This window comes from Geothrix sp., from assembly GCF_049292215.1.
In the GTDB taxonomy this organism is placed as follows: domain Bacteria; phylum Acidobacteriota; class Holophagae; order Holophagales; family Holophagaceae; genus Geothrix.
The window spans coordinates 1-12,687 of sequence record NZ_JBATQW010000066.1; the positions used below are offsets into that span (position 1 = coordinate 1).

Here is a 12,687-nt window from a genome sequence, read left to right on the forward strand (position 1 = left end):
GCCTGCTCCTGGGCCGGCCGGTCGGCGGCCTCCCGGGCGAAGTCCAGGCCGCACTCGCCCACGCCGGCCCGGTGCGCCCGTAGCAAGGCGTCCAGGCGGGCCTCCCAGCCAGGCTGCGCGGCGGCCACGAACCAGGGATGCAGGCCCAGCATGGGAATCACCTGCGTCTCAGAGGCTACATGGGCCAGCACCGCCTCCCAGTCGGCCTCGCACGTACCGCAGACCACGCGCACCTGCTCCGGAAGCCATGATCTGGCCTCCGGGAGATGGCAGTGGGCATCGAAGTGGAGGCGCATGGGCGGGGAGGGAGGCTGGTGGTCCCGGCGGGAATTGAACCCACGACCTACCGCTTAGGAGGCGGTCGCTCTATCCGCTGAGCTACGGGACCTGCGGCAGCACATCCATCATTCTAGCGGCAACCGGGCTCCCGAGAGCGATTTGGCACACCGTGCCGGGTCGCCTTCTTGCGATGATGGAGCCCCACTTCGAGGTCGCCATGTCCCGCTCGCAGCTCAAGGATGAGGTCTTCATGAACATGGCGCTGGAGCTGAGCCGGCTCGGCACCTGCTGTCGGCTGAAGGTGGGTGCGGTCCTGCTCCGGGCGGACGGCGGTGTTGCGGCGGCGGGCTTCAACGGGGCGCTGCCGGGCATGGCGCACTGCACACCGGACACCTGCAAGCCCGGCCAGCGCTGCCTCCACACCAGCCACGCCGAGGAGAACGCTCTAGGTTTCTGCGACGGCGCCGTGGCCACGGCCTACGTCACCCACGAGCCCTGCCTCATCTGCTGCCGGGCGCTGGTTCGGCGCGGCGTGCGGCGGGTGGTGTTCCGCCATCCCTACACCAGCATCGCCGAGCAGGAGCGGGCCGAGCGGCAGGGCATCCTCGACCACTTCAGCGTGCGCTGGGAGCAACTCGACCTGGCCTAGATGCCGCCGTGCTCCCAGAAGGGCACGGGCTCTGGATCGATGGCGACCTCGGTGCCGTCATCCAGGATGAGGCGGGGCGGGTCGCCGGCGCGCACGTCGACGATGGTGCGGCCCAGGAGGCGCTCCCGTCGTCCGTGGTGCCAGGAGATGCCCACGGGGTAGGTGCGGCGGTAGGCATCCAGGGGCGCTTCCATCCAGTGGCACAGGCGGTCCAGCGCGGCCTGGAGGGTGGCCTCGAAGCCCTTGGGCGGCTCGGGGTCGAGGCCGGCGGCGGCGAGGAAGGCCTCGGAGGGATCCCGGGCCTCAAGGTTCCCGGTGGTCCAGCGGCGGCCCGAGGCCGCGGGGGACTGCCCTTCGAGGATGACGGGCCGCTCGTGGTGGATGCCGAGCCAGAGGGACACCCGGCCCCCGGGGCCCGTGCCCTCGAAGTCCAGGGGCAGTTGCATGTCGTCATGGAAGACCACGGCCCGCAGGGGGAGCCACTCGAAGGTCTCGACCACCTTGGCGCCCACGGGGCCGGAGAGCTCCCGGCGCAGCGCGGCCACGGCCTCCGCGAAGGTCTGCCGCAGCTCAGCCAGGCTCAGCACGCCCTCAGGGACCCCCTGGCTGGTCAGGGCCAGGGGCGCCTCGTGCCAATCCGAGGCCAAGGCCGGCACCACCTGCTGGAAGAGGATGAGGGCCGGGTCCCAGTCCCAGTGGCGGGCCGGTTCGTAGCCCAGTTCCCGGCACAGCTCGAACCAGGCCCGCTCCGGGGCCGGCGCCCCCGGCAGGAAGATGGAACGCCCGTCGAGGAACAGCTCGCAGCCAGGCCCGGAGGTCGTGGCGCGTCGGCAGAGGCCCAGTTCGTGGCGGCCCAGGGTGGCGAGGGTGGTCTCCCGGTACGGGTGGTCCTCCTGCCGCAACACCCGCAGCGGCGCACTGAGGATCCATGCATCCAAGGCCATGCCCTGCCTCCCTAGGGAAGCCAAGCCTCGGTCGTCCCCTCCTTGCCGTCAATCCCAGAATGGGAAATACCCGATTAATTTCACTCCACCCGCTGGAGGCGCATGCCCGGGTAGTAGTGCTGGAGGACCTCCTGGAAGGTGGCACCCTCCAGCGCCATGCCGTAGGCGCCGGTCTGGCACATGCCCAGGCCGTGGCCCCAGCCCCGGCCGTAGAAGATCCAGCGCCGCTTGGTCCCCTGGCCGACCGTGAGCCAGCGAAAGACATTGTCCTTGAGACCCAGCAGACCCCGGATGTGCATGCCGCGGACCCGGTGGGGCGCCCCCTTGGTGTCCACCAGGGTGAGGTCCAGCACCCGGCCCTGGTCATTGTGCTCGGCCTTCAGGTCGCGGATGCCGGGGACATTGACCCGCTTGCGCACCGTGGCCAGCAGTTCCGCTTCCGTGTATTCCACCCGCCAGTGGGCCGTGGGGTTGTAGCGGTCCCAGGCCGCACCGTCGGGATCGAGGCGGCGCACCAGCACCTGGGCCGGACCCTCCTCGCCCGGGATCCACTTGAGGCGGTCGCCCACCTGGATGTCGGCCTTGGCCACCAAGCGCAGGCTGCCGTCGGGACCCTCCTCGGCCAGCAGCAGGGTGGGGGCCAGGGCCAGCGGCTCCGGCCCTCCTCGCTTCCGCCGGACCTGCCGGTCCAGGAGCAGGGAGCCCTCGCCGGGCGTGAAGGGCTCCAGCTCCTGCCAGAGGCGGCCCAGGATCTGGAGGGCCTGGCGGAGGGTGATGGGCTCGGAACCATTCCAGATCGAAGCGGGAACGACGCCCCGTCGCGTGAGGAAGGCGGCCAGGAGGCGGTCCTCGGGCACGGCCTCCGGCAGGAAGTAGGCGGCGTCCTGGGGGCGTTCCTGGCCCTCGACGATCCGCTGAAAGCCGAAGGCCCGGGCCAGGGCGAGGACGAGGTGCCCCTCCCGGGTCAGGGGGCGGGCCTCGAGGGCCAGCCGCAACTGGAGGCTCCGGACTGGGCTGGCCAGGTCCTCGAAGGTCGCGGCCTTGGCCAGCCGTTCGCCGGACAGCCACTCCGATGGCAGGGCCACGGAAGCCAACCGCAGCAGCTCCCAGCTTAGCCAGGGCTGCTGGCCCTCGGCGGTGACGGGGACGCCGGAGGCGTAGGGCAGGGTCAGGGGCCGGGTGGGATAGCAGGACACGGCGCGGAGGTAGGGCGCGTCGCCGCCGAACACATGGGCCACATCCGTGGTGTGGCCCCCGCAGTTGGCCATGAACAGGGCCTGGATGGGCTTGCCCCCGTAGGTGGCGAAGAGGCCCTCGGTCTCGGCGATGGCCCGGTCTGTGAGGGCCTGCTCGCCGTCCCGTCCGCCATAGACCTGGTCGGCCACGGTATCGCCCATGTCGAAGCCGTCGGCGGCGCGCTTGCCCCGGTTGGCCACGGCATAGGTGCGGGCTGCCACGGCCTGGGCTTTCAATGCCTCGAGCGAGGGGAACTCCCAGGCGCCCATCTCCTTGGGGACCACGCCACGCAGGTAGGTCTCCAGGTCCACGGTGTTCACCACGGTCAGGCGGCCCTGGGCATTGGGGTGGATCTCGACCTTGCCCCGGTAGCGCCCCTTACCCTGAAGGGCCGTCAACTCGCCCACCGGCTTGAGCCAGACGCCCGCGAGGGGCAGGGAGCGGCGCTCGTAGCGGTCCGTGATGGCATACAGGGCCCGGCCCTTCCTGGGCTGGCTGGGCCGGGATTCGGAGGCCACCCAGAGCTCCTCGTAGCCGAGGTCCTGGAGCTTCTGCAGCACGGGCTCGGCCTCGCCGGCCTCCCGGAAGTGGCCGGTGAGCACGCGCCAGGTGTCGGCGTCCGGCACCTTCACCTTGTCCGGCGCCTCGCCCAGCTCTTTCAGCCGCTTCATGAGGACGGCCGCCTCGGCGCTGGTGTGGGGGCGACCCACCTGGATGCGGTATTCGGTGGTGGGATCGGAGAGGCCGCGGCTGTCCCACCAGATGCGTAGCTTCTCGTCGGGGGCCAGCTTCAGCAAAGGTTTGCCAGAGCGGTCGCAGACCTGGCCACCGCCCTCGAGGGACACGATCCACTCCGTGGCCTGGGTGTCGATGCCGATCTTCAGCGGGGGCTGGGCGGCGAGGGCGGGAACGAGCGTCAGGACCAGGGCGGGGACGGAATGGAGCCTCATCCGCCGGATTGTCCCACGAATCGCGCCAGGGCCGCCCAGCGACGGGCCCGCAGCGACTCGGCGTCGAGCAGTAGGCCGTCAGGTCCCCGGCGATGGAGGAGGAGCCCGAGACAGGCGCGGTCCGAGGGCCGGTAGAACAGCGCAGGACCGGTGAAGCCGAGGTGGAACCACCAGTCTGAAGCGGCTCCGGGGTGGGCATCCAGGCCGGGGGCAGGGGGCGGTGCCGGCTCAGTGGAATCTGCAATCACGCAAGTGCCCATCCCGGGAGGGATCCTGGACAGCAGCTGTCCAAAGCGCCCCGGCCCCGTGTGCGCCACCTGCAGGCCCAGGCCCCAGCGGGTGCCCTCCTCGCCTGAAGCGGTTTCCACCGCCATGCGCTGCGGCCAGCCGCAGGCCACCCACCGGCCCAAAGCGGCTTCCAGCTGGGCGGGGGTGGCCCCGAAGCCCGCATGGCCCTGCATCCCGGCCCGGGCATTGGCGTCGTGAGGTAGCCAGGGGGACCGGGACGGCAGGGGGACCTCCGTGGCCAGGGGCCAGGCGACGGCATCGGGACCATCCGGGACCTCGGTGGGCCGCGTGCGCCAAGGGGCCGGACTGAGTCCCGAGGCGGCGCCGATCCTCCCGAAGGGCACTCCGGTCTCGGCCTCCAGCAGCTCGGCGAGCAGGCGGTAGTTCAGGTCCGAGTAGGTGGCGAGACCGGGCGTGGCGGGGCGGAGCAGGGGGTGTCCCATCACCTCGCGGCGCAGTTGCTGGGCCACGGGATCCCCCGTGAAGGGTCGCCAGGGCGGGAGGCCCGAGCTGTGCGATAGCAGCTGCCGCACGGTGAGCGGTGTGTCGCGGTCGTGAAAACCAAGCCTCCACCGGCGGTCCGCATCGAGGTCCAGGAAGGCCAGCGCCAGGGGGGCCGTCACCAGGGGCTTGGTGAGGGAGGCGAGGTCGTAGAAGCGGGTCACGCCCGGCTCATCTCCGCGAGGCTCCTGGCCACGGCCTTCTGCACCTGGTCGGCGACGCCCATGGCCTCCTGGGCTTCGGCCCAGGTGACGCCCTCTTCGCTGCGGCCGAGGCAGGCAGCATGGAAGGCCTCGATCTCCAGGCGCAGGGGCTCGCCTTCCACGATGTCAGCGGTCTCGGGCTGCACCTGTGGGCCGTCGGGGCCCATGACGAGACGCAGCAACTCGAGCTTCTGGGTGGCGAAGTCCAGGCTCGCGTATTCCTTGTCGCCAAAGGCGCGCAGGGTCCGCTCCTTCTTGCGGGCCACGCGGCTGGCGGTGACGGTAGCAAAGGCCCCGCCCTCGAACTTCAGGCGGGCGTTCACCAGGTCGGCGTAGGGCGTGAGCACGGGTACGCCCACGGCCTCCACGTCAATCACGGGGCGGCCCACCAGGGCCCGGAGCAGGTCGAGGTCGTGGATCATGACGTCCATCACCACATCCACCTCGAGGCTGCGGGCGGGGAAGGGCGACACGCGCACGGCCTCCAGGAAGCGGGGCTTGAAGCCGCGCTCGCGCAGGGCCGTCACGGCGGGGTTGAAGCGCTCCAGATGGCCCACCTGGGCCACGAGGCCTGGATGGGAGGCGCGGGCCTCGCCAAGGGCCTGCAGTAGGGCCACGCCCTCGTCCAGAGTGGCGGCCAGGGGCTTCTCCATCAGGACGTGCTTGCCGGCTTTCAGGGCCTGGGTGCCGAGGGCGTGATGGAAGCCCGTGGGCGCGGCGATCTGGACGGCATCCACCTCGGCCAGGACCTCGGCCAGCGTGGCCACCCAGGGGGCGCCGAACTTGGCGGCGATCTCCGGGCCCCGGATGGGATCAGGGTCCACCACGGCGGTGAGCACCACATCCGGCGCCGAAGCGGCGATCCTGGCGTGGTGCTGGCCCAGATGACCCACACCGACCACGGCGACACGGAGCTTGGACATGACTTCCTCCTGACCAATCGAGCCTAGCAGGGCTGTTACCCTGGGGGACTTCCTCACGAGGCGACCATGAATCTCAAACTCGAAGCCGTCAACCTTGTCCGCTGGCTGCATTTCGTTGCACTGACCGTGGGTGGCGGCGCCGCCATCGTGGCCCTCCTGCTCTCCGGGTTCGAAGAGGGCAAAGAGGACATCCAGGGCCTGGCTGCGACCATCTGGGCCAAGGTGGTGGCCTGGGCTTTCCGGCTGGCCCTCGTTGCCGGCATCGCCCTGCTGGTCCTGATGATCCAGGGGGGGCAGAATCCCTTCAAGGCCGGCACCTACTTCCACATCAAGCTGACCCTGGTCTTCCTGCTGCTGGGCCTCTCCGAGATGACGCCCAAGGCCCTGGCCAAGGGCAAGCGGGGCTCTGCCCTGGTGGTGGTCGTCCTCTTCCTGGCCGCTTCCTTCACGGTCTTCAACAAGGGCCTGTTCCTGAAGCAGACCCCCAACGGCGGGCCCGAAGTGCCCGTCACCGCGACGGTCTCCGTTCAGACCCGCTGACCCATGCGCACGTTCGCCCTGGCCTTGGCGGGGAGTGCGCTCATTGCGGGGTGGCCCCAGACGACCCCTGAGCGGACGGACTATCGGCGGACTTCCACCGTCGCCGAGGTCCGGATGTTCATGGAAGCCCTTCGGAAGCAGACACCGGGTCTTGTGCCCTACCAACCCAAGGGCGGACCCCGCGCCACGGAAACCGGAAAGCTGTTGTTGGCCTGGCGCCTGAAGGGATCAGGCAAAGATCCGCTGCGGGTCTACGTCAACGCCAACATCCACGCGGGGGAGGTGGAGGGCAAGGAGGCCATCCAGCAGGTCGTGCGCGAGCTGCTGCAGGGGAGGCATCCGGCCCTGCGGCGGAACCTGGACCTGGTGGTCATGCCGGCCTACAACGCCGACGGCACCGATGCCCTTGATCCAGCCATCCGGCCCTGGCAGCCCAACCCTACGGAGAGCGGTGTGGGCCGACGGGAGAATGCGCTGGGCCTCGACCTTAACCGCGACCTGATGAAGGCCGGCGCCCCCAACACCCGCTGGCTGCTGGCCATGCTCAACGACTTCGACCCCGCGGCGGTAATGGACCTGCACACCACCAACGGCAGCACCCACGGCTTCCACCTCACGCACGGACCAGCCTGCACCATGGGCGCGGACGAGGCGCTGCTGGCCTTCAACCGGAAGCTGCTGGTGGAGGTCCGCGAGCGGTTGAAGGCCGAAGGCATGCCCACGTACGACTACGGCAACTTCGTGCCCTACCGGCCGACGGCGGAGAAACCACCCACGGCCTGGGAGACCTACGACGCCCACCCCCGCCTGCTCACGAACTACCCGGCCCTGCGCAACCGCTTGGCGGTGCTCTCGGAGAGCTATGTCTATCGCAGCTGGCCCGACCGCATCTCGGACACGCGCCGCTTCGTTCTGGCCTGCCTGAGCTGGATGGCCGAACACCGCGAGGAGATCCGTGGCCAGATCCAGCAGGCGCAGTCCCGCTGGGACGGAGCCTGGAAACAAGGTCCCGTCTCCCTACCGCTCTCAGCGAAGCTGAAACAGGTCGAGCGCGCAGCCTTCGATTGGGTGGAGCCCATCCGCGACGACCAGGGACGACTGACCGGCGAGAAAGGCCGGACCCGCCTGGAACTGCCCAGCTTTGTGGGTTTCGAGGGACAGGATTTCGTGGCGGCCCCAGCAGGCTATCTGATCGATGCGGCCTTCATCGCGGGCGTGCTCCCCACCCTGCAGGCCCATGGCCTCAAGGTGCTGCCAGGGTCGGCCCGACCGAAGCATCTGCCCGTGCTCCATTTCCAGGAGACTGGGCGCAAGGTCTCGCCCTCGGCCTACCAGGGGGTCTTTACGCTCGAACTGCATGGAGCCTGGAAGACAGAACCCACCCTGAAGAAACTCCAGCTTGCCTGGACGTCTGGGGACCTAGAACGCGCCCTCTACATTCCTCTGGACCAGCCCCTGGGCCGCCTGGCCTTCTACCTGCTGGATCCGCGCAGCACCGACAGCCTGGTGTTCTGGGGTGCCTTCCACAGCGCCCTCATCCGCGGCGACGGGATGTGGGGCGAGCCACCTCGGTTTCCCATCCTGGCCGTGGGACGTGGAGATGAGGCGGCCGTGACCAGAACCCCCATGGCTTCGCCTAAGACGCAGGAATAGCTCGGGGCGCCGAAGGCGCCCCGAGCAAGTCTGGAAGGAGGATGAATCCTCAGTCCTCAGGTTCTTCGTAGTCGCCGTTGTGCCACACATTCTGCACGTCGTCGTTGTCTTCGAGCAGGTCCACCAGCTTGAGGAAGCTGGCGAGCTTGCCGCCTTCCAGGGCGGTGCTGGTGCTGGGCTCCATGATGATCTTGGCTTCGATGACGGGCAGCTTGGCGGCGTCCACGGCATCCTTCACAGCCTGGTAGGACTCGGGGCTGGTCTTGATGACCCAGGCCTCGCCCTCGTTGATCACATCGTCGGCGCCGGCTTCCAGGGCCACTTCCATGATCTGGTCTTCGGAGACCTCGGGTTCCACGACAATCTGGCCCTGCTTGCTGAACAGGTAGGCCACGGAACCCATGGCGCCCAGTTCCCCGCCGAACTTGGTGAAGTAGCTCCGGACCTCGGGGGTGGTGCGGTTTTTGTTGTCGGTCATGGCCTCGACCAGGATGGCCACGCCGCCGGGGCCGTAGGCCTCGTAGATCACCTCCTCGTAGGTCACGCCCTCAAGCTCGCCGGTGCCCTTCTTGATGGCGCGCTCCCAGTTGTCCTTGGGCATGTTGCTGCCCTTGGCCTGATCCACGGCCAACCTCAGGCGGGGGTTGGCGGCCACGTCACCGCCGCCGAGGCGGGCGGCCACGGTGATCTCCTTGAGGATCTTGGTGAAGACCTTGCCCCGCTTGGCATCGGCGGCGCCCTTCTTGTGCTTGATGGTGGACCATTTGCTGTGGCCAGACATGGGGTGGACTCCTTCAATCGTTCGTTTTGTCCCGTGCAGCAACCGCTCTGCGTTTGCTGAAAAGTTAAAAAAAGTCATTTCAATGCTGCGGGATCGACGCGTAGCGGCGATTCCGCAGGCAGGCCTCAACCTCGCAGCGCCCGCCGCGACACCCGGGCGAAGGGAGGGGCCTCCTGGCGGATCATGGGACGCTCCAGGAGGAACTGGTACCACTGCTCGCCGTAGACCTTCATCTTGAGGGCCTTGCCGTTCTGAAGCAGGTTGCGGTTGGTGATGAGGCGCTCGTCGCCCTTGCAGACGCCGAGGCCCCGGTTGAGGATCTCGATGGCCTTGTCCCGCTCGCCCATCTCGACCAGCACGTAGGCATAGACGGCATAGAGGAGGCTCTCCTTCTTGCCGGTCTTGAGGGCCAGCCCGAAGGTCTCGCGGGCCTTCTTCTTCTCGCCGCGCTTCCACTGGAGGATGCCCAGCATGGCCTTGGCGATGTAGTGCTGCATGGAGGCCGAAGCCAGCAGGGGTTCGGCTTCCTCATTCTTCTTGCGGAGGTACTGCACCACGCCGATCTGGCCATCGATGCTGCCCTTGACCAGGAACTGCCGTGAGGAGAACTTGTAGCCCTCCTGCATGGCCTCGATGGCTTTTTCGAACTGTTGCTTCTTCAAGAACTCGCCGGCCCGCGTGAAGATCTGTTCCAGTTCCTGCTGCACCTTGCGCCCCTGCCAGATGAAGAGGCCGGCACCGGCGAGAAGGCCGATGGGCAGGCTGATCCACAGCTTGATGCTCAGCAAACTGGAGAGCAGGATCACGGCAAGGGCGGTGCCCAGGCCGAGCAGAAGGTTGATCACGGAGACTCCGGATGGCGCGGCCCGTAGCCGGGCCAAAGGGCCATTTTATCGGCCTTCGGGCTACTTTGCCATGCGGAGGTTCAGGATATGACGCCGCTCCGGGAGGGGCTCGGCCGACGCCTGCGCACCAGGCGCTTGGCTGCCGGGGGGGCCACGGCCTCTTTCCTGGGACGGCCCGGTCCGCGCTTGAGCAGTGGCAGCTTGACGGGTTTGGTGGCCTTCCTGACCTTGACCTTCTTGTCCTTCTTGACGCGTTCCCGGCGAACCAGGGCCGCTGCGGCCCTGCCAGTCACCACCACCCGTGAGCCGTCCTTGAGCTTCTTCACCTTGCTGCCGGGTTTCCGGCCCCGCTTCAGGCTCATGGCCAGCGGTTCCTCATCGAGGAGTTCGCGTTCCAGCTGGGCCTGCAGGGTCATCATCTCTCCGCGATCCGTTTCGTGATCGTGTCCGCAGAGGTGCAGGAAGGCGTGGATGACCAGTGTCTCGACCTCGCGCCTGCGGCTGACACCAAATTTCTTCGCCATCTTCTCGGCGGTTGGAAGGCTGATGACAATGTCACCCAAGTGCGGGAATGCACCTTTTTCCGCACTGGACGGGAAGCTGAGCACGTCGGTTGTCATGTTTTTCCCGCGATGTTCGCGGTTGAGTTTTCTCATGCCACGATCATCGACATAAGTCAGAGAGATCCCCTGTGCTTCCGGGGCGAGACGATCACGCAGGTCATGGAGCAATTTGCCAAGGGACTGCTCGCCTGGTCCGCGCATTTTGCTGCGGCTTGACCAGTCGATCATGAAAGGGGGGCGGATCTGAGTCATGGCCTTTTCCTTTCGTAGGATCAAACAAAGGGCTCTCATCATGCATGAATTTGGAGCTTTCGTCAACACCCCATTTCTAGATGCAGGAATTAGATCGATGTTGACAATGGATATTCTAGAAAAAAGCTGCGGACATTTCTATTTAAAAGGACATCAAAATATTGTAGATAAAAGACAAGAGCTCATCTCAAATGAAATACAAAATTCTGACCCCACCCCTGGCATCCTTTGGGGATGGAGCCTCGCCTGCCTTCCGTCATCAGTGCCCCACTGGGGCGATTCCTGGTGCTGCTGGACAAGTGGAACCGCACCCACGCCCTGACCGCCCTGCCACCGGGCGAACGGCGGGAGGAACTCCTGCTGGACGGGGCGGTGCTGCTCCCCCCGCTCACCCTCCTTCCCGCGGGTGCCAAGGTGGTCGATTTCGGGACAGGCATGGGCTGCCCGGCGGTGGTGCTGGCCTTGGCCCGCCCCGACCTGCAGGTGATCGGGGTGGACGCTTCGACCAAGAAGCTGGCGTTTCTGAGGCAGGTGGTCATGGAATTGCCGGTGCCCAACCTGAAGACAGTCCACGGGCGCCTGGAAGACCTCCCGTCCCTGGACGCCGACTGGGGAACAGCCAAGGCCGTAGCTCCGCTGGCCACCCTGCTGAATTGGTGGGAGCGGCATGGGCGCCCCGAAGCCCCCTTCTTCGCCCTGAAGGGGCCTGACTGGCAGATGGAGCCCCTTCCGGCCGGCTGGACCGCCATCCCGCATCCCTACGCCCTGCCGACCCGGGGGAGGCGTGTGATGTTGGAGCTTCGGCGGAGTACGGACGAAGGGTAGGACAAAAAGGCCCCCGGTGCCGGGGGCCTTTCCAGGTGCCAAGGTTCGCCTCAGGGAGTGACGGTATCCCCGGTGAGGATTTCCTCAATGGAGCGAAGCACCCTGCAGGTGACGGTCTGGGCATCCGCCCGGACCACGAGGACCTGCCCAAGGTAGTGGGTCGTGGTTTCGGTGGGGGGTGTCTTTTCCCCGCCAGAACCCACCGGGAACTTCCGGACCCTGACCGCGAGGAGCACATCGCCCACCTTGAGGCCATCGTTGGTGCCCTTTTCGACGATGACCATGTCCCCGCCGGCGGCATGCAGCTTGGCATCGCGCGAATAGACGACGATGCCGGCATTGGGTGCGACCTTGACGGGCTCGGTGGTGTCGGTCCGCAATTGGAGTGGAACGTTGGCCGGCTCGACGAACTTCACCAGGCGGTCACCGATCTCAACGGTGTCGAGGCAACGCTCGATCACGGCAACGGAGCCCTTCGACTGGGCGGTGATCACCCGGACGACTCCGACCTGCTTGATGACGTCGCCGAGGTTCTTTTTGGGAATGACGGGATGCATCAGCTTGCGGGCCACGGTCTTGAGGACCAGGAATCGGTCGCCGACCTTGAGGCCCTGGTCGACGCCACCGTTCACGTAGACCACTTCGCCCTCGCCGAGGAACTGGCGGTCCTGCCGCTTGTTGGCGGTGATGATGTAGGCGCCCTGGCCCTTGTAGTAGGCTTCGGCGCCTTCGGAAGTCACGAAGGGGAGCTGGATGAAGTCCTGGAACGAGAAGCCCAGTTCCGGACGGCGGACCGCGCTGGGATCCGCTCGTCGCTGATCCGGCTGCAGATTGCTGACAGCATCCGGCACGGAACCGGCAGTGGCCACGGCCCGGGCCAGGTCGATGATCAGGGGGTCGCCGGGGTAGATCCAGTGGGGATCCTTGATCCACTGGTTCAGTTCCCAGATCTGCGGCCACGCATAGGGATTGCCCAGGTACTTTCCTGCGAGATCCCAGAGGGTGTCCCCCTTCTGGACCATGTGGGTCTTGGAGCCCTCGGGAACCTTGAGCTCCTTGGGGTAATCCCATTTTGAGGCATGGGCCTCGACCTTGATGGCATCTCCGGGGGCCGCCTCCTGGGCGCTTAGGCCGGGAATCGCGAGCGCAAGGGCCGCGAGAAGGCTGGACGTCACCGCAAGGGAACGCATCCGGCCGGCATGCAGGCAAGTGGGCTGGTGCATCAGGAACCCCCAGTTAGGATTGGACAGCGCTG

General features: G+C 67.2%; 13 protein-coding genes and 1 tRNA gene. 4 read left to right on the forward strand and 10 right to left on the reverse strand.

Annotated elements, in window-relative coordinates; translation table 11 throughout:
* Together WAS25_RS10780 and WAS25_RS10785 are read right to left on the reverse strand one after the other, a co-directional pair.
* A partial coding sequence (locus WAS25_RS10780; RefSeq protein WP_422311912.1) for a TatD family hydrolase occupies positions 1–296 on the reverse strand: 296 nt, incomplete at its 3' end.
* A 16-nt stretch (positions 297–312) separates the two neighbouring features.
* A tRNA-Arg gene (locus WAS25_RS10785) sits at positions 313–388 on the reverse strand.
* Between the two features lie 108 nt (positions 389–496).
* On the opposite strand from WAS25_RS10785, the gene WAS25_RS10790 reads away from it, so the two are divergent.
* Positions 497–928 carry a deoxycytidylate deaminase gene (locus tag WAS25_RS10790; protein WP_422311914.1) on the forward strand — a complete coding sequence of 144 codons (432 nt, stop codon included), beginning with the start codon at positions 497–499 and terminating at the stop codon, positions 926–928.
* On the opposite strand, the gene WAS25_RS10795 is transcribed toward WAS25_RS10790, so the two are convergent.
* From WAS25_RS10795 to WAS25_RS10810, 4 genes are all read right to left on the reverse strand, one after another.
* A complete protein-coding gene (locus tag WAS25_RS10795) occupies positions 925–1,872 on the reverse strand; it encodes a hypothetical protein (RefSeq protein WP_422311916.1) in 948 nt (315 codons plus the stop codon). The genes WAS25_RS10790 and WAS25_RS10795 overlap by 4 nt on opposite strands.
* An 80-nt stretch (positions 1,873–1,952) precedes the next feature.
* Entirely contained in the window at positions 1,953–4,058 is a 2,106-nt protein-coding gene (locus WAS25_RS10800; RefSeq protein WP_422311918.1) for a SpoIID/LytB domain-containing protein, read from the reverse strand.
* Positions 4,055–5,011: a serine hydrolase domain-containing protein gene (locus WAS25_RS10805; RefSeq protein WP_422311920.1), complete on the reverse strand. Its 957-nt coding sequence runs from the start codon at positions 5,009–5,011 to the stop codon at positions 4,055–4,057. Before WAS25_RS10805 ends, WAS25_RS10800 begins: the two co-directional genes overlap by 4 nt.
* Complete coding sequence (locus WAS25_RS10810) at positions 5,008–5,973, reverse strand: Gfo/Idh/MocA family oxidoreductase (protein WP_422311922.1); 966 nt, start codon at positions 5,971–5,973, stop codon at positions 5,008–5,010. Before WAS25_RS10810 ends, WAS25_RS10805 begins: the two co-directional genes overlap by 4 nt.
* Before the next feature lie 66 nt (positions 5,974–6,039).
* On the opposite strand from WAS25_RS10810, the gene WAS25_RS10815 reads away from it, so the two are divergent.
* Together WAS25_RS10815 and WAS25_RS10820 are read left to right on the forward strand one after the other, a co-directional pair.
* Positions 6,040–6,513, forward strand: coding sequence for a hypothetical protein (locus tag WAS25_RS10815; RefSeq protein WP_422311924.1), 474 nt, complete (start codon positions 6,040–6,042; stop codon positions 6,511–6,513).
* A 3-nt stretch (positions 6,514–6,516) separates the two neighbouring features.
* Positions 6,517–8,166 (forward strand): M14 family zinc carboxypeptidase, encoded by a 1,650-nt coding sequence (locus tag WAS25_RS10820; RefSeq protein WP_422311926.1) that lies wholly within the window; start codon positions 6,517–6,519, stop codon positions 8,164–8,166.
* 49 nt (positions 8,167–8,215) lie between these two features.
* Here the strand turns inward: WAS25_RS10820 and WAS25_RS10825 are convergent, their stop codons facing one another.
* The 3 genes from WAS25_RS10825 to ybeY all read right to left on the reverse strand — a co-directional run bounded on the left by WAS25_RS10825 (position 8,216) and on the right by ybeY (position 10,607).
* Positions 8,216–8,947 (reverse strand): YebC/PmpR family DNA-binding transcriptional regulator, encoded by a 732-nt coding sequence (locus tag WAS25_RS10825; RefSeq protein ID WP_422311928.1) that lies wholly within the window; start codon positions 8,945–8,947, stop codon positions 8,216–8,218.
* A 125-nt stretch (positions 8,948–9,072) separates the two neighbouring features.
* The gene (locus WAS25_RS10830) at positions 9,073–9,792 is read right to left on the reverse strand and encodes a tetratricopeptide repeat protein (protein WP_422311930.1); all 720 of its coding nucleotides are present in this window, start codon (positions 9,790–9,792) and stop codon (positions 9,073–9,075) included.
* A gap of 80 nt (positions 9,793–9,872) precedes the next feature.
* On the reverse strand, positions 9,873–10,607 hold the full coding sequence (gene ybeY, locus WAS25_RS10835) for an rRNA maturation RNase YbeY (protein WP_422311933.1): 735 nt from the start codon (positions 10,605–10,607) through the stop codon (positions 9,873–9,875).
* A gap of 234 nt (positions 10,608–10,841) precedes the next feature.
* Here ybeY and WAS25_RS10840 point away from each other — a divergent pair, with 234 nt between their 5' ends.
* Positions 10,842–11,432: a 16S rRNA (guanine(527)-N(7))-methyltransferase RsmG gene (locus WAS25_RS10840; RefSeq protein WP_422311935.1), complete on the forward strand. Its 591-nt coding sequence runs from the start codon at positions 10,842–10,844 to the stop codon at positions 11,430–11,432.
* Between the two features lie 50 nt (positions 11,433–11,482).
* Here the strand turns inward: WAS25_RS10840 and WAS25_RS10845 are convergent, their stop codons facing one another.
* Positions 11,483–12,655, reverse strand: a complete 1,173-nt coding sequence (locus WAS25_RS10845; RefSeq protein ID WP_422311937.1) for a LysM peptidoglycan-binding domain-containing protein — start codon at positions 12,653–12,655, stop codon at positions 11,483–11,485.
* Between the last annotated feature and the right edge of the window lie 32 nt (positions 12,656–12,687).